This window comes from Actinorectispora metalli, from assembly GCF_056323685.1.
In genome coordinates this window covers 2425812-2442430 of record NZ_JBREYE010000001.1, presented here as the reverse complement: position 1 = coordinate 2442430, position 16619 = coordinate 2425812, and the positions used below count along the sequence as shown (strand labels likewise).

Annotated in this window: 13 protein-coding genes; 10 read left to right on the top strand and 3 right to left on the bottom strand. The window is 68.1% G+C overall.

Features of this window, described 5'->3' with window-relative positions:
* Positions 1 to 5 precede the first annotated feature (5 nt).
* Positions 6 to 1397, bottom strand: coding sequence for an FAD-binding oxidoreductase (locus tag ACU6XJ_RS11385; RefSeq protein WP_476309528.1), 1392 nt, complete (start codon positions 1395 to 1397; stop codon positions 6 to 8).
* An 87-nt stretch (positions 1398 to 1484) separates the two neighbouring features.
* Here ACU6XJ_RS11385 and ACU6XJ_RS11380 point away from each other — a divergent pair, with 87 nt between their 5' ends.
* The 3 genes from ACU6XJ_RS11380 to ACU6XJ_RS11370 all read left to right on the top strand — a co-directional run bounded on the left by ACU6XJ_RS11380 (position 1485) and on the right by ACU6XJ_RS11370 (position 4332).
* Positions 1485 to 2162, top strand: a complete 678-nt coding sequence (locus tag ACU6XJ_RS11380) for a DedA family protein (protein ID WP_476309526.1) — start codon at positions 1485 to 1487, stop codon at positions 2160 to 2162.
* A 154-nt stretch (positions 2163 to 2316) separates the two neighbouring features.
* On the top strand, positions 2317 to 3084 hold the full coding sequence (locus ACU6XJ_RS11375; protein ID WP_476309523.1) for a sugar phosphate isomerase/epimerase family protein: 768 nt from the start codon (positions 2317 to 2319) through the stop codon (positions 3082 to 3084).
* 342 nt (positions 3085 to 3426) lie between these two features.
* Positions 3427 to 4332: an esterase/lipase family protein gene (locus ACU6XJ_RS11370; RefSeq protein WP_476309520.1), complete on the top strand. Its 906-nt coding sequence runs from the start codon at positions 3427 to 3429 to the stop codon at positions 4330 to 4332.
* A gap of 56 nt (positions 4333 to 4388) precedes the next feature.
* Here ACU6XJ_RS11370 and ACU6XJ_RS11365 read toward each other — a convergent pair whose 3' ends face one another.
* Positions 4389 to 6695 carry a (Fe-S)-binding protein gene (locus ACU6XJ_RS11365; protein ID WP_476309518.1) on the bottom strand — a complete coding sequence of 769 codons (2307 nt, stop codon included), beginning with the start codon at positions 6693 to 6695 and terminating at the stop codon, positions 4389 to 4391.
* Between the two features lie 512 nt (positions 6696 to 7207).
* On the opposite strand from ACU6XJ_RS11365, the gene ACU6XJ_RS11360 reads away from it, so the two are divergent.
* The 6 genes from ACU6XJ_RS11360 to ACU6XJ_RS11335 all read left to right on the top strand — a co-directional run bounded on the left by ACU6XJ_RS11360 (position 7208) and on the right by ACU6XJ_RS11335 (position 13713).
* Positions 7208 to 8173 (top strand): 5-oxoprolinase subunit B family protein, encoded by a 966-nt coding sequence (locus tag ACU6XJ_RS11360; RefSeq protein ID WP_476309515.1) that lies wholly within the window; start codon positions 7208 to 7210, stop codon positions 8171 to 8173.
* Positions 8170 to 9210 carry a 5-oxoprolinase subunit C family protein gene (locus tag ACU6XJ_RS11355; RefSeq protein ID WP_476309512.1) on the top strand — a complete coding sequence of 347 codons (1041 nt, stop codon included), beginning with the start codon at positions 8170 to 8172 and terminating at the stop codon, positions 9208 to 9210. The genes ACU6XJ_RS11360 and ACU6XJ_RS11355 overlap by 4 nt, the downstream gene beginning before the upstream one ends.
* Before the next feature lie 316 nt (positions 9211 to 9526).
* Positions 9527 to 11377, top strand: a complete 1851-nt coding sequence (dnaK, locus tag ACU6XJ_RS11350) for a molecular chaperone DnaK (protein WP_476309511.1) — start codon at positions 9527 to 9529, stop codon at positions 11375 to 11377.
* Positions 11374 to 12099 carry a nucleotide exchange factor GrpE gene (gene grpE / locus ACU6XJ_RS11345; RefSeq protein ID WP_476309508.1) on the top strand — a complete coding sequence of 242 codons (726 nt, stop codon included), beginning with the start codon at positions 11374 to 11376 and terminating at the stop codon, positions 12097 to 12099. Before dnaK ends, grpE begins: the two co-directional genes overlap by 4 nt.
* Before the next feature lie 22 nt (positions 12100 to 12121).
* Positions 12122 to 13291 (top strand): molecular chaperone DnaJ, encoded by a 1170-nt coding sequence (dnaJ, locus tag ACU6XJ_RS11340; protein WP_476309505.1) that lies wholly within the window; start codon positions 12122 to 12124, stop codon positions 13289 to 13291.
* Positions 13288 to 13713, top strand: a complete 426-nt coding sequence (locus ACU6XJ_RS11335; RefSeq protein WP_476309503.1) for a heat shock protein transcriptional repressor HspR — start codon at positions 13288 to 13290, stop codon at positions 13711 to 13713. Before dnaJ ends, ACU6XJ_RS11335 begins: the two co-directional genes overlap by 4 nt.
* A gap of 292 nt (positions 13714 to 14005) precedes the next feature.
* Here the strand turns inward: ACU6XJ_RS11335 and ACU6XJ_RS11330 are convergent, their stop codons facing one another.
* On the bottom strand, positions 14006 to 15109 hold the full coding sequence (locus ACU6XJ_RS11330; protein ID WP_476309500.1) for a globin domain-containing protein: 1104 nt from the start codon (positions 15107 to 15109) through the stop codon (positions 14006 to 14008).
* Positions 15110 to 15618: 509 nt separating this feature from the next.
* Between ACU6XJ_RS11330 and ACU6XJ_RS11325 the strand changes: the two genes are divergently transcribed.
* Positions 15619 to 16374, top strand: coding sequence for a pyridoxamine 5'-phosphate oxidase family protein (locus ACU6XJ_RS11325; RefSeq protein WP_476309498.1), 756 nt, complete (start codon positions 15619 to 15621; stop codon positions 16372 to 16374).
* The last annotated feature ends 245 nt before the right edge of the window (positions 16375 to 16619 follow it).

The following is a 16619-nucleotide window of genomic DNA, read 5'->3' as shown; positions in this document are numbered from 1 at the left end:
GGCGCTCAGGTCTGGTCGAACATCGACCCGGGGTTGAACAGGTTCTCCGGGTCGAGGGCGGCTTTGATGGCGCGATGGACGCGCATCCCGACCGGTCCTATCTCGGTGGCCAGCCACTCTTTCTTGATCTTGCCGATGCCGTGTTCGCCGGTCACCGTGCCGCCCAGCCGCAGCCCGAGTTCCAGGATCTCGCCGAAGGCCTTCTTCGCGGCGGCGGTCTCCCGCTCCGAGGACGGGTCGTAGACGATCGTCGGGTGCATGTTCCCGTCGCCTGCGTGGCCGACGACGGCGATCCGCAACTCGTGCACCTTGGCCAGCTCGGCGCAGCCCTGGATCAGGTCGGCGATGCGGGTGCGTGGCACGCAGACGTCGTCGGTCAGCCAGGTGCCGTAGACCTCCAGGGCGGGCAGCACCGCCCGGCGGGCGGTGAGCAGCATGGTGCCCTCAGCCAGATCGTCCGTCGCGTGCACCAGGTCGGCGCCGACGTCCCGGCAGACCTGCTCGATCGCGCTGATCTCCCGGCGGGCGGCCTCCCCGCCGGAGTCGGACTGGCACAGCAGCAGCGCGACGTCGTCCCCGCCCGCCACGCCGAGATCGGTGTGCAGGTACTTCTCGACGGCGCGGATGGAGGCGGTGTCCATGATCTCCATCAGCGACGGGACCAGCCCCTCGCGGACGATCCTGGTCACCGCCTGGCCCGCGGCCAGGGTGTTGCCGAAGGTGGCCACCAGCGTGGCCGGGGCCTGCGGCAGCGGCCGCAGCGCCAGTGTCGCCGAGGTGATCACGCCGAGCGTGCCCTCGCTGCCGATGAACAGCTTGGTCAGGTCATAGCCCGCGACGCCCTTGACCGTGCGCCTGCCGGTGCGCAGCAGTTCGCCGTCGGCGAGCACCACCTCGAGGCCGAGCACCGAGTCGGTGGTCACGCCGTACTTCACGCAGCACAGTCCGCCCGCGTTGGTGGCCAGGTTGCCGCCGATGGTGCACCAGTCGTAGCTGGAGGGGTCCGGCGGATAGAACAGGCCGTGCTTCTCCACGGCGTTGCGCAGGTCCAGGTTCACCACCCCCGGCTGCACGACGGCCAGCCGGTTGTCGGCGTCGACCTCGAGGATGTTGTTCATCCTGGTCGTGGACAGCACGACGCAGCCGTCCACCGCGTTGGCCGCGCCCGCCAGCCCGCTGCCCGCGCCGCGCGGCACGATCGGGGTGCCGGTCCGCGCGCAGGCCCGGACCACAGCCCGCACCTGTTCGGTGTCCCTGGGCCGCGCCACTGCGATCGGCATACCCGCGGGCGCGGTCGGCGTCATGTCCCGCCGGTAGCCCTCCAGCACGTCCGCGTCGGTGAGAACTCCGTCGCTGCCCAGGGCCTCGACCAACAGGTCGACGATGAGGGAGTCCATCGTTCGAGGCTAGACGCTGTCGGTTCGCTGAAGCCATATCCAGGGTTCCGGCAGTGACGAGCGACGCGAAGACGTAGGCTCGCCCCCGTGACCACCGCTCTTGCTCCCGCAGGCCTCCTGGCCATCGGGCGATTGGCGGATGCGGGCCCTGCGATGGTCTGGATCGTCGTCGTCGGCTTCGTGTTCCTGGAGTGCGGCTTCATCATCGGGCTCTTCCTGCCCGGTGACTCGCTGCTGCTCACCGCGGGCCTGGTGCTGGCCGAACAGACGCACGACTACCACGCATGGGCGCTGTCGGTGGCGACCATGGGCGCCGCGGTGGCGGGCAACCAGGTCGGCTACCTGATCGGCGCGAAGACCGGCACCCGGCTGCTGGCCCGCAAGGGCGGGCGGGTACTCAACCAGGAGAACCTGGACCGCGCGAAACGGTTCCTCGACCGCTGGGGCTTCTGGGCGATCGTGCTGGCCCGCTGGCTGCCGTGGGTGCGCACGCTGGCGCCGATCATCGCGGGCGCCGCGGGCATGAACCGCCGCCGGTACCTGGCGGCCAGCGTCCTCGGCGCCATCGCGTGGGTGCCGGTCCTGATCCTGATCGGCTACTACGCGCACGGCGTGCTGGAGCAGTACCCGTGGCTGAGCAATGTGGCGATGATCGGTTTCGGCGCGTTCATCGTGGGCGGCACGCTGTACGGCCTGTGGCGCTACCGGCAGGACATCCACAAGCCCGTCGCGGAGGAACAGGCCTCGACTCGCCGCGACGGTTAGCGGCGGCTTGCCGTCAGCCGTGCTCGGGCTGCCCGACAGTTCTCAGTCGGGCAGCGGCGCCGCTGCCCGGAAACCCGACAAGCACGGTTACCGAACACGTCCAGACGTGGTTAAGATGATAATCGTTATCACTTAACCGCTCCTGGAGGTTCGCGTGATCATCCCCGGCCTGGTCTCGGTGACCTTCCGCCAGCTTGACGTGCCCCGCGTGGTGGAGCTTGCCGCGGAGGCGGGCCTGCGCGCGGTGACCTGGGCGGGCGATGTGCACGTCCCCGCAGGAGACCTTGGTGCCGCCGAACGCGCCCGCGACCTGTGCGCGTCCGCGGGCCTGCTTGTGGAGGGCTACGGCTCGTACCACAAGTCGGGCCACAGCGACCCCGCCGGTTTCGCCGACGTACTGGCCAGCGCCCGCGCCCTCGGCGCCCCGGCGATCCGGATCTGGGCGGGCATGGCCGACCCCACGGACACCGACCCCGCCCTGCGACAGCGCGTCGTGGACGACATCCGGCGCTGCGCCGACTCGGCGGGCGAGGCGGGAATCGCCATCGCCGTGGAGTACCACTCCCAGTCCCTCACCGACGACCTCGCGTCGACACTTCAGCTCTTGTCCGAAGTGGACAGTACGACTGTGGTGCCGTACTGGCAGCCGCGGGAGCTTCCGGTGCTTTCGCAGTGTCTATCCGAGGTGGACGCTCTGCTGCCACGGCTGCGCGCGGCGCATGTCTTCTCCTGGGGAGAGGACGGCTACGACACCAGGCTGCCGCTGGCGGACCGCGCCGACCTCTGGCAGCCCGTGCTCGCCCACTTGGCAGCCGATGGCACCGACCGTTTCGCGATGCTGGAGTTCGTCCAGGACGACAGCGAGGACGCCTTCCGCCGAGACGCGGCAGCCCTGGTGAGCTGGCTCTCAGAGGTCGAGTAGCTCAACGGATCGAACGACAAGGCCCCCGGCTCCTCGGTTTCGAAGCACTGCCCCACCTCCTTGGTAACTCACCTTTCCGGATTTGAAGGCGCGTTGTAATCCATCACATCTGATCAGTGTTATTACCAGAAAATCTCACAATTTCGGGCACTCCATGCGAGCTTTCTACCTGCTCAAATACCTAACTTGTCGACACTTGATCGATACACTATTGCTCCGATCACACCACCTTCATACGCTCCCGGCATGCAAATAATCCGCCGTTCGGGCGTAGTGGCGTTGGCTTTGGTCAGTGCTCTTATCACAAGTGGAATGGTGGCTGGAGTTGCCTCGGCTGCTCCGGTGGGGCCTGCGTTGCTCACTCCGGTCGCGGAGCTTGAGGCCGCTCTGCATTGCGACGACGCGGTCGACAACGCCACCCGGACGCCGGTGCTCTTCATTCCGGGCACCACGGTCGAGGGTGATGAGAACTTCGCGTGGAACTACGCGGCGGCGTTGCGTGCCAAGGGATTCCCCTCCTGCTGGGTGGACTACCCGAAGCGCGGCTGGAACGACATGCAGGTCAGCTCCGAATACGTGGTGCACGCGATCCGCACCGTGCACCAGCGGTCCGGGCGCAAGGTCTCCACTGTCGGGCACAGCCAGGGCGGGCTGCACCCGGCCTGGGTCACGCGGTTCTGGCCGGACATCGCGTCCAAGGTCGACGACGCGATCAGCCTGGGCTCACCGTTCCACGGGTCCAAGACGGGCACCCTGTACTGCAAGGTGGTCGGGCCGTTCGCCGCGGGCTGCCCGGAGGCGTTCTGGCAGTTCGGCTGGGGCTCCAACTGGTCGAAGGCCCTGCTGGCGGGCGGGGCGATGCCCGCGGGACCGGATTTCACCTCGATCTACTCCACCGCTGACGAGGCCGCGGCGCCGGGCAAGGAGGCCAGTGCGCTGCCGGGGGCGGCACACATCGACTTGGCGCAGGCGTGTCCTGGCCGGTTGTCCGAGCACCTGGAGCTCGCCGTACACGCGGTGGCCTACGAGCTGACGCTGGACGCACTCACCCATGAGGGTCCCGCCGATCCCGCCAGGGTGCGCAAGTCGGTCTGCTCGGAGCTGTTCATGCCGATCCTGTGGCCGGAGCTCGGCAGGCAGCTGCCGGGGCTGCTGACCTCGTTCATCTGGGCCAACATCGGCCAGAAGCGCTTGGTGTTCAAAGAGCCCGAGCTGCGCGACTACGCCAAGGCCGCCCTCGGGGGTTGATGGGACGGAAGCGGCCCCGACCGGTTGCCCGGTCGGGGCCGCTTTCGTCTCACACGTCAGCCCGCCGAAGTCTTGTCCTCCTCGGACAGCGGCGTGCCGGTCGGCGTCTCCGAGGTGGGGGTGTCGGCCTCGCCGTCGGCCTCCGCCTCGCCGCCGAGTTCGGTGCCGCTCTGGCCGTTGGGGCTCCGCTTCACCGACGCCAGCAGCAGCTGCGCCACGTCGATGACCTCGAGGCTCTCCGCGGCCTTGCCGTCGCTTTGGCGGGCGGTGACGCCGTCGGTGAGCATGACCCGGCAGAACGGGCAGCCGGTGGCGATTTTCTGCGGCGCGGTGCCCAGTGCCTCGTCCACCCGCTCGACATTGATCCGCTTGCCGATGCGCTCCTCCATCCACATGCGGGCACCACCGGCACCGCAGCACATGGACCGGTCGGCGTGCCGCGGCATCTCGCGCAGCGTCGCACCGGAGGCGCCGACCAGCTCACGCGGCGGCGAGTACACCTTGTTGTGCCTGCCCAGGTAGCACGGGTCGTGGTAGGTCACGTCCTGGGCGACCGGCGCCACCGGCACCAGGCGCCGCTCCCGGACCAGCTTGTTGAGCAGCTGGGTGTGGTGCACGACCTCGAAGTTGCCGCCGAGCTGCGGGTACTCGTTGGCCAGCGAGTTGAAGCAGTGCGCGCAGGTCGCGACGATCTTGCGCTTGCCGGGCTGCCTGCCCTCGAAGACGGAGTTGAGCACCTCGACGTTCTGCTGCGCGAGCATCTGGAAGAGGAACTCGTTGCCCGCGCGGCGGGCCGGGTCGCCGGTGCAGGTCTCCTCCGGGCCGAGCACCACATAGCCGACGCCCGCCATGTGCAGCAGTTCGGCGACGGCTCGGGTGGTCTTCTTGGCGCGGTCCTCGAAGGCACCGGCGCAGCCGACCCAGAACAGGTACTCCACGTCGTCGGCCAACTCGCCGTCGAAGACGGGCACCTCGAAGTCCAGGTCCTCGGTCCAGGCCAGGCGGTCCTTGGCGTTCTGGCCCCAGGGGTTGCCCTTGTTCTCCAGGTTCTTGAACATGCCGCCGAGCTCGGACGGGAAGTTCGACTCGATCAGCACCTGGTAGCGGCGCATGTCCACGATGTGGTCCACATGCTCGATGTCCACCGGGCACTGCTCGACGCAGGCACCGCAGGTGGTGCAGGACCACAGCACCTCGGGGTCGATGATGCCGAGCGCGTCCAGTTCGCCGACCAGGGGACGCTCGGCTTCGGCCAGCGCGTCCTTGGGGATGGTGGCCAGCCGGGCTTCGGCGTCGTCGCCGGTGATGCCGACCTCGTCGCCCGCCATGTCCTTGGCGCCGCCCGCGAGCAGGTAGGGCGCCTTGGCGTAGGCGTGGTTGCGCAGCGAGGTGATCACCAGCTTGGGCGAGAGCGGCTTGCCGGTGTTCCAGGCCGGGCACTGCGACTGGCAGCGGCCGCACTCGGTGCAGGTGGTGAAGTCCAGCCAGCCCTTCCAGCTGAAGTCCTCCACCTTGCCCGCGCCGAAGACGTCCTTCTCCGGGTCGGCCTCTTCGAAGTCCAGCGGCTTGCCGCCGCTCATCATCGGCTTCAGCGCGCCGAGCGCGACGCCGCCGTCGTCCTCGCGCTTGAAGTAGATGTTGAAGAACGCCGTGAATCGGTGCCAGGCCACACCCATCGTGATGTTGAGCGAGATGACGATCAGCCAGGTCATCGAGATGACGATCTTGAGCGTGGCGGCGATCGAGATCCAATTGAGGTTGGCTGGCAGCACCGCGCCGAGGCCGTTGCTGATCGGGGTGGCCCAGTCGGGGTGGTGGCTCAGCCCGTTGGCCGCCTTGAAGCCGCGGATGAGGAAAATGCAGATGCCGACGCCGAGGATGATCGCCTCGACGAAGTAGGCCTGCCAGAAGTTGGAGCCCGCGAAGCGGGACTGCCGGTCGGCGCGGCGCGGGTGGTGCAGTTGACGGATGACGATCAACGTCAGGATGCCGAGCACCGTGGTGAGGCCGACGAGCTCGACGAAGACCGCCCAGATCGTCCAGTGGCCGATGATCGGAAGCTCGAAGCGCGGGTAGAACGCCTCACCGTAGGCCTCGACCAGGGTCAGGAAGAGCGAGCCGAAGCCGATCATCACGAACCAGTGGGCGACACCGATCGTGCTCCACTTGAGCATCCTGGTGTGGCCGAGGAATTCCTTGAACAGCGTGCCGATCCGGGCGCCGAAGGGGCCGTTCCGTGTCGGGTCGGACTGTCCGAGCCGGATGGTGCGCACCATCCTGGCCACGGTCTTGGCGCCGAGAACCACCGCGACAAGCGTGATGGCGACGCAGATCAGTCCCAGCGCGAGCTGCAGCGCACCCATTGTTCAGCTGCCCTCCGTCCGAAATGTGCGTGGCGCGAGACTACGCCTGCCTACTGGCGAGTAGGTAGCACGCGGTTCCGCCAACACCAGGTATCACACCGCATCCGGGGCGATCGCACCGCCTCGATCTTGGTTACCGGTGAGTAACAAGAAGCATAGGGTGCTCGACGGCAGGTCGCGCGGCGAATTGGGTCACGAAGGCAAGCCTCAGAACTCCGCGGGTCCAACCGCCCACGGTGCGCCAACCAGGCCTTTTCTCCCGAGGCCTGTCGATCCGTACACCAGGACATCACGCACCAGAGTCGACGCGACGCGCATCACTCCAATGTGGTGTTCAGCGTCGGTCCTCCAGGGGGCTGATCAACGCGCTCCGCCACTCGATCTTCACCCACTTGTGCCCTGCATCACAGTTGCATCACATCAGCGGAAATCCGCAGTCACTTGACACGGAGGGAATAACTACTAGTTGAAAGTTGTACTAAGGACCGAAGCCGACCCGAAGGGCTCAACGCATGGCGGCCCCCACCATCGAGCGCCACCACGGAACTTCGCAGCAACCGGAGATCACGTACCGGATCGCGGGCGACTGCTCCCTGCTCGTCGAGTACGGCACGCACGACCTCGACCTCGGGCTGAACTTCTTCGTCCACGCGGTGGTGGACAAGCTCGCCGAGGCCGGACTGCGTGGGCTGGTCGAAACGGTGCCGGGACTGCGCTCGCTGCTGCTCTGCTTCGACCCCTCGGTCCTTGAGCACCGGACGCTGATCGAGGTGCTGTCCTCGGTGCACGCCGAAGTACCCGCCATCGACCACCTGGTGGTGCCGAGCAGGCTGGTCACCCTCCCCATCGCGTTCGACGACAACCGGTCCCGCGAGGCGATCCAGCGCTACCTCGCGACGACCAGGGTGGACGCCCCGAACTGCGAGGGCGGCAACAACATCGACTACCTGGTCCGCTACAACGGGCTGCCGGACCGCGAGGCGCTCTACGCCGCGATCCTGCGCACCGAGTGGTGGAACGCGTGCAACGGCTTCATCCCCGGCCTGCCGTTCCTGGTCGCGCTCGACCCCTCCGTCCAGCTGTCGGCGCCCAAGTACAACCCGCCGCGCGCGTGGACCGGCGAGGGCGCGGTGTGCTTCGGCGGGCCCTGCCTGTCCATCCACCCCTTCGAATCGCCGGGCGGCTACCAGCTCATCGGCCGCACGCTGCAAATCTTCGACATGCGACGGCTGAACGAGGCGTTCCGCCGCGACCCGCTGCTGATCAGGGCGGGCGACCGGGTCAGGTTCGAGCGCGTCGAGCAGGGGGAGCTCGCCGACCTGCGGCGCGCGGTGTTGGACGACGACTACCGGTACCGAATCGAGGAACGGCCCTTCGACGTCGGCGCCTATCTGGCCCGAGAGGCCGCGGCCCGGCAGGAGACCGAGCGGCTGCGCCTGCACCGTGAGGCCGCCTCGGCCCTCGTGGAGGTGCCGTGATCCCAGCGCTGGAAGTCATCGAGCCCGGACTGTTCACCACCATCCAGGACCTGCCCGGCAGGCGGGGCTTTCAACACGAGGGCTTCGCCTGGTCCGGTCCGATGGACCCGGTGGCGCACCGGACGGCGAACCTGCTGGTGGGCAACGCGGACTCGGCGCCTGCGCTGGAGATCCCGCTGGGCCGCATCCACGTCGCCGCGCTCTGCGACGGGGTGGTCGCGGTGACCGGAGCCGAGGCGATATCGCTCGAGGTCGCGGGCGTCTCCATGCCCACCTGGCAGGGGATTCGGGTGAAGGCGGGGCAGGAGATCGTCGTCACCATGGGCGGCGGCCACGGGTTCCGCGCCTACCTGGCGTTCTCCGGCGGCTTCGTGGTGCCGGAGGTGCTCGGCTCCCGCTCCACCTACGCGGCGGCGGGGATCGGCGGCCTCTCCGGACGCGCGCTGCTGCCGGACGACCAGCTGCACATCCCGGCGGGCGACGCGGGCCGTCCGGACGCCTTCCGGCTGCCTCCCGAACTGCGTCCGCGCTACGCCCGAGACTGGGAGATCGAGGTGATCCGTGGGCCGCACGCCGACCCGGACTTCCTCACACCGGGCGACTGGAGCCTGTTCACGGCCTCGAAGTGGAAGGTGGGTCTGAACTCCAACCGAACCGGCGTGCGGCTGCACGGGCCCAAGTTCCAGTGGGCCAGGCGCAATGGCGGGGTCGCGGGCGGGCATCCGTCCAACCTGCTGGACGGCCCCTACCCGGTGGGCGGGGTCAACGTGAACGGGGATCTGCCGGTGGTGCTCGGTCCGGACGGGCCGACCTCGGGAGGCTTCGTGGTGATCGCGACGGTGGCGCGGGCCGCGCTGTGGAAGCTCGGCCAGTGCAGGCCAGGTCGCGACAGCATTAAGTTTCGCGAGATCGACGTAACCCAGGCGCAGGTACTTGCGAAAGAAATTAGTGGGCGCCTCCATCCGGCCAGGCTCGAACGACTGGATCCCCAGACGCCGCAAGACCCGGGCTCGCTCCGTTCTGCCCAACGGGGCTAGAGCCCGCGGGCCCGCTTCGTTCTGCCCAGCGAAGCGATGGCCCCTGACGGGTGCTGGCCGGCACGCCGCGCGATTCACCCCGCCGGCCAGCACCCCGTCCACTCGGGTTACGTCCGAGACCCGTTCCGCTCACACCCGGGAACCTCTCGAAACCGCCGCACGTTGAACCGCTCGTAAGGTTGAGCACCCCCCGCTCAAGTTTGGCGCCGACGCGCTATCATCGGCGTCGGTAAACTTGAGTCACCACTGCTCAAGGTAGCGCCGAACGCGCACTTGAACAGGCAAAAGGGTGTCGAGAAGCTTGGAGGAGTAACCCATGGCTCGTGCGGTCGGCATCGACCTTGGAACGACCAACTCGGTCGTCGCGGTTCTCGAGGGTGGCGAGCCGACGGTCATCGCCAACTCCGAGGGATCGCGCACCACCCCATCGATCGTGGCCTTCGCCCGCAACGGCGAGGTGCTGGTCGGTCAGCCCGCCAAGAACCAGGCGGTCACCAACGTCGACCGCACCATCCGCTCGGTGAAGCGGCACATGGGCACCGACTGGTCGGTGGAGATCGACAGCAAGAAGTACACCGCGCAGGAGATCAGCGCCCGGGTGCTGATGAAGCTCAAGCGGGACGCCGAGGCCTACCTCGGCGAGGAGATCACCGACGCGGTGATCACCGTCCCCGCTTACTTCGAGGACGCCCAGCGGCAGGCCACCAAGGAAGCGGGCCAGATCGCGGGCCTCAACGTCCTCCGCATCGTCAACGAGCCCACCTCGGCCGCGCTGGCCTACGGGCTGGACAAGGGCGAGAAGGAGCAGACCATCCTGGTCTTCGACCTCGGTGGCGGCACCTTCGACGTGTCCCTGCTGGAACTCGGCGACGGCGTCGTCGAGGTCCGCGCCACCAGCGGTGACAACCACCTCGGTGGTGACGACTGGGACCAGCGCATCGTGGACTGGCTGGTGGAGAAGTTCCGCGCGTCCCAGGGCATCGACCTGGCCAAGGACAAGATGGCCATGCAGCGCATCCGCGAGGCCGCGGAGAAGGCCAAGATCGAGCTGTCCAGCTCGTCCAACGCGAGCATCAACCTGCCCTACATCACCGTGGACGCGGACAAGAACCCGCTGTTCCTTGACGAGCAACTGTCGCGGGCCGAGTTCCAGCGGATCACCTCCGACCTGTTGGACCGCTGCCGCGCGCCGTTCCACAACGTGATCAAGGACGCGGGCATCAACGTCGCCAACATCGACCACGTGGTGCTGGTGGGCGGTTCCACCCGCATGCCCGCGGTCGCCGAACTGGTCAAGGAGCTGACCGGCGGCCGGGAGCCCAACAAGGGCGTCAACCCGGACGAGGTGGTCGCCGTCGGCGCCGCGCTGCAGGCCGGTGTGCTCAAGGGCGAGGTCAAGGACGTCCTGCTGCTCGACGTGACCCCGCTGTCGCTGGGCATCGAGACCAAGGGCGGCATCATGACCAAGCTCATCGAGCGCAACACCACGATCCCGACCAAGCGCTCGGAGATCTTCACCACGGCCGATGACAACCAGCCCTCGGTGCAGATCCAGGTGTTCCAGGGTGAGCGCGAGATCGCGGCGCACAACAAGAAGCTGGGCATGTTCGAGCTGACCGGCCTGCCGCCCGCGCCGAGGGGCATGCCGCAGATCGAGGTCACCTTCGACATCGACGCCAACGGCATCGTGCACGTCAACGCGAAGGACCTTGGCACCGGCAAGGAGCAGTCGATGACCATCACGGGCGGCTCCGCGCTGCCCAAGGAGGACATCGACCGGATGGTCAAGGACGCCGAGGCGCACGCCGAGGAGGACAAGCGCCGCCGCGAGGAGGCCGAGGTCCGCAACCAGGCCGAGACGCTGGTGTACCAGACCGAGAAGTTCGTCAAGGACAACGACGAGAAGCTTCCCGCGGACATCAAGGAGAAGGTCAACGTCGCCATCGGCGAGGCGAACGATGCCCTGAAGGGCAACGACATCCCGGCCATCAAGGCCGCGATGGAGAAGCTGGCCACCGAGTCGCAGGCGCTGGGCCAGGCGCTCTACGCCGACAAGGCCGCGGCCGGTGCCGACGGCAGCGGTCCGGCGGGCGACACCAACGGTGCGCAGGCCAAGGCCGATGACGTTGTTGACGCCGAGATCGTCGACGAGGACGCCAAGAAGTGAGTGCGGACAAGTCACACATCGCCGAGACCGAGGGCGAGCAGCCCAGGGTCGTGGTGCGGGACCGGCGGCGGATCGACCCCCAGACGGGGGAGGTCCGCACGCCGCCCACCGGATCGGATGCGACAGAGCAGGAGGGAGGGTCGCAGTTGCGGGGCAAGCACGCAGGCCCGCCCGGCACCGGTTCCTCGGCCGAGCCGACCACCGACGGGGTCGCCCCGGCCGCCGTGGAAGAAGCGGGCCAGGCACTGGGCGACCTGCAACGGCAACTCGAGGAACGGACCGCCGACCTGCAACGCATCACCGCGGAGTACGCCAACTACCGCAAGCGCGTCGAGCGTGACCGGGAGCTGGTGGCCACCGCGGCGAGGGCGTCGCTGGCGGGCGACCTGCTCTCGGTGCTGGACGACTTCGAGCGCGCCGAGCAGCACGGCGACCTGACCGGCGGCCTCAAGGCGGTCGCCGACAAGATCGCCACCACGCTGGGCAAGGCGGGCCTTGAGGCCTTCGGGCACGAGGGCGAGCCGTTCGACCCGAGCGTGCACGAGGCCGTACAGCACGCCACCTCGCCCGAGGTCACCGAGCCGACCGTGACGGGTGTACTCCGCCGCGGTTACCGCTTCGGGGAGCGTGTGCTGCGGCCCGCGCTGGTCGCCGTGACCGATCATGATCCCGGCGGAGCGGTGGACAACGGCCAAGCGGCACAGGCGGAACCGGAGAACTGACCGAGCGAGAGGAGGGCGCCCAGTGACCGCGCGGGATTGGATCGAGAAGGACTTCTACGCCGAGCTGGGCGTCTCCTCCGACGCCTCGGCGGAGGAGATCAAGAAGGCGTACCGGAAGCTGGCCAGGGAGCTGCATCCCGACGCCAATCCGGGGGATGTGAAGGCGGAGGCGCGTTTCAAGGCCGTCTCCGAGGCCTACGGCGTGCTCTCCGATGCGGGCAAGCGGCGGGAGTACGACGAGGCGCGGCGGCTGTTCGGCTCGGGCTACCGGCCGGGTGGCGGCTTCAACACCGGGGGCTTCAACACCAGCGGGTTCGACTTCAACGACCTGTTCAGCGGGACGGCGGGCCCCAGCACGGCGGGTGGGCTCGGCGACCTGTTAGGCGGTCTGTTCGCCAACCAGCGGGCGGGCGCGGGCAAGCCGCGACCGCGCCGGGGCTCCGATGTGGAGACCTCGGTGCGCATCGACTTCACCGAGGCGGTCCAGGGCGCCACCGTGCCGCTGCGGCTGACCAGCCCGACAAGCTGCGCCACCTGCTCGGGCAGCGGGGCGCGGCCGGGCACCAGCCCGCGCCGGTGCACCGCCTGCGAGGGGTCCGGCTTCGTAAGCACCACCCAGGGCACGTTCGCGTTCAGCGAGCCGTGCCGGGACTGCCGCGGCAGCGGGCGGATCGTGGACGAGCCGTGCATCGAGTGCGGCGGTGACGGGGTGAGCACCAGGACCCGCACGCTGACCGTGCGCATTCCGCCGGGGGTCAACGACGGCCAGCGGATCAGGCTGGCGGGCCAGGGCGAACCGGGCCGCAACGGCGCGCCCGCGGGGGATCTGTACGTCGTGGTGCACGTCAACGCGCACAAGATCTTCGGCCGCAAGGGTGACGACCTGACCATCGCGGTGCCGGTCACCTTCCCCGAATTGGCCCTTGGCACCACGCTGAGCGTGCCTACCTTGGACGGCAAGGTGTCGGTCCGGGTGCCCGCGGGCACCGCCAGCGGCCGCACGCTCCGGGTGCGCGGCAAGGGCGTGCACCGGCGCGACGGCAGGACCGGCGACCTGCTGGTCACCCTCCAGGTGGCCATTCCGTCCACTTTGGATGGCAAGGCCAAGGAGGCACTGGAGTCCTACGCGGCGGCGACCGCGGGGCATGATCCGCGAGCCGAGCTGAACGGACTGCTTGGGAGGACTGGATGACCATCCCGTTCCCGCCCGGTACCGACGAGAACACCCCGGTGTTCGTGATCTCCGTTGCCGCCCAGCTTTCCGGGCTGCACGCGCAGACGCTGCGCACCTACGACCGGCTGGGCCTGGTCTCGCCGGGCCGCACCCCCGGCGGCGGCCGGCGCTACTCCACCAGGGACATCGCGCTGCTGCGCGAGGTTCAGCGGCTGTCCCAGGAGGACGGCGTGAACCTGGCGGGCATCAAGCGCATCATCGAGCTTGAGCAGCAGGTTGGCCTGTTGCAGGCCAAGGTGGCCGACCTGACCGAGGAACTCGCGGCGGCCTACGGCGCCGCCGACCGAGCGGCCGCCGCGGTACACCGCTCCTACCGCCGCGACCTCGTCCCCCTGCGCCAGGAGACCTCCCTGGTCATCTGGCGCCCCAAGAAGCCCTAACCACACCTGTAGCCGTCACCACACCTGCGTCTACGGACAGCCACAGTCCCACCAAACCGGACCACCGACGACGGACCCCCAGCAGGTCGCGGCGGCGCCGACGCATCGTGACGTAGCGACGAAGTCGCTGTTGCTGTTGACCCAACAAACGCAACCACCCGCGGGCTCTCAGATCGTCGCTGGCGAGGACAGCCCCGACGCCGTGACCGGTGTTGGTCATAAGGAGGGGATCCCGGAGCCAGCGGCGATCTGAGAGCCCGCTACCCAGCCACGACCACAACGCCGAGCACGATCAATCCAACGTAAACGGATCGTACGAGATCCGATCCAAAGGCGTCCCAGCAACCAGCATGCGCGACACCGTCGCCCTGATCATCTGCGGTGATCCCGCGACCAGCACATCCCGGTCGGCCCACGCGCCGTAGCGGGTGACCACGTCGACCAGCGTGCCGTGCTCGACGTTGGCCACATCGGCCTCGTTCTCCAGCACCGGCACCACCGTCAGCCACGGGTTGGTCATCGCCATCCGCTGCAACGACTCCAGCGCGTACAGGTCCTGGCGGCGCCGACCGCCGACGAACAGGTGCACGCGCGGGTTCTCGCCCCAGGCGGTCATGTCGTCCAGCATGGCCTGCATCGGCGCGACGCCAGTGCCGCCCGCGATCATCAGCAGGTCCCGCCCGGATTCGCGGTCCACGCTCATCCGGCCCATCGGCGACCCGATCCGCCACACGTCGCCAAGCTGGGCGTGTCCCACGATGGCGCGGCTGACCCAGCCGCCCTCCACCGCCCGGACGTGGAACTCCAGCACGCCGTCCTCGCGGGGCGCGTTGGCGGGTGAGAGGTAGCGCCACAGCCGGGGGCGTTGCGGCACTTCGACACTGACGTACTGGCCTGCCCGGTAGGGCACCAGGTATTCGGGCTGGACCCGCACAACCGCCAGGTCCCAGGCCAGCCGTTCGTGCTCGACGACGTAGCCGTTCCACCAGGCTGGGCCCTCGTCGGCGGAGGCCGCCTGCTGCATGGTCTGGGCGATCACCGTGTACGCCTCGGCCCAGGCCCGCTCCACCTGCGGGGTCCACGCGTCGCCCGCGAAACGCCGCAGCGCAGCGAGCAGCGAGGTGCCGACGGCTTCGTAGTGGGCGCCGAGCACGCCGAACTTGCGGTGATCACGGCCCAGTTGCTGGAGAAACGGCACCAGCTCGTCGGGCCGATCGACCATCTGGACCACGTGCACGAGCGCTCGGAGCAGTCGGCTACGCTGCACTTCCATGTTCACCGGGAACAGCTCGCGCGTTGCCGGGGCCAGGCTGAACAGCATGCCGTAGAAGAACTGCGCCACCTCTTCGGCGCGTGGCTCGACCACCGCGAAGCTCTCGCGGATCAAGCGCACCATGGCGGTGACACCGGCCGGGGGCTCCCGGCGGGGCGAAGGAACAGAGCTCACGACAGCGTTTGCGGTCATAGTCGGGCGCAGTCTCCATAGCTAGGGCACACGCCAGTCACGGCGTGTTTATGTCGACAAGCATCCCCCGACGAGTGAACCCTAGCCCTGATTTTGCCACTCCGAGACCTTGATGCCACCTTCGAGTGGATGCACATCACATTTTGTGATGGAGCAATAGATCTTTTGGGGGGTTCGCTTGCCGGGTAATGCATCTTTTCGCCGTACCGTGTCACCGTGTCTCCGTGACCCCCGACGTCCTAACCCCGACAGGGACGGCCGGGCCGGAACTGCTCGAACTGGAACTAGCCGAACTATCGGGTACTTCATCCGACCCGGCAACCGGTGGGAACCCCCGACCCGCCGACACGCCGTCTTCGGATGATCTGTGTTCACCCGATAGCGGACCCAGCGCGCCTCCGGCCGCTCCGTCCTTACCAACCGACCCCGTACCCGGTGCGGTGGCGGCGATCGCCGCCATCACGCAGGCTGATCAGGTGAGCAAGCCACGGCCGGTGTCCCGCGACCAGCTCGCCATCCCGTTCAACCCGCTCACCGACGATCACCGTGGCGATCATGGCCCACGACCACCCGGCTCGGCGGGCGAGCACCTGTTGCAGAGCGCATACGGAACAACACAGCGAGCGAAAAAGTTCTACCAGGACCAGCTGCTGGATCGATTGAATGACACCATGATCGAATTCATCGGCCGAATGGAAATGGCGTTCGTGGCAACGGCAGATGCAACAGGCGAATGCGATTCGTCGCTTCGCGCCGGTCCACCGGGCTTTATCCAAGTGCTGGATGAACATCAACTTGCCTATCCGGAATATCGCGGTAACGGCGTGTTGGCCAGTCTCGGCAACATCAGCGAGAACCCGCATGTCGGCATCCTCATGATCGATTTCGTCCGCGACCTGATCGGGCTGCACGTCAACGGCCACGCCCGCATCGTCGAGGACTCGGATTTGCGAGCGGAGCATCCGGGGCTGCCGCAGGACCTCGCCCGCGGTCGCACTCCCGAGCGCTGGGTGGTGGTCAAGGTCGAGGAGGCCTACATCCACTGCCGCAAGCACATTCCCCGCATGGTCCCGATGGACCGTGACCGCCCTTGGGGCACCGACGACACCAAACGCAAGGGCGGCGACTACTTCGGCGCCAAGGGCATGCCCCGCCCGTGGCATGCCGCCGAGGAGCCCGCACCCTCGATCCGATGATCAGCGGCTTTCGCCACCGGAAGCCCCGGGAACGCCGGGCTTCCGGTGGCGAAAGGCCCCAAAGCATCGGCACCCGATGTACATCTTTCGGTCACCGCTCGGCAGCTCTCTGTGGATGGCGACCTGCGGATTGTGAGTAACTCGGCACCGGGTGTGGATAACTTCGGCCGAGTTCACCCTGCCGAGACCTCAAGGTGGGAACACCATCACCCCGGCGGTTCCTGCGTCCAGGAGATTCGACATAC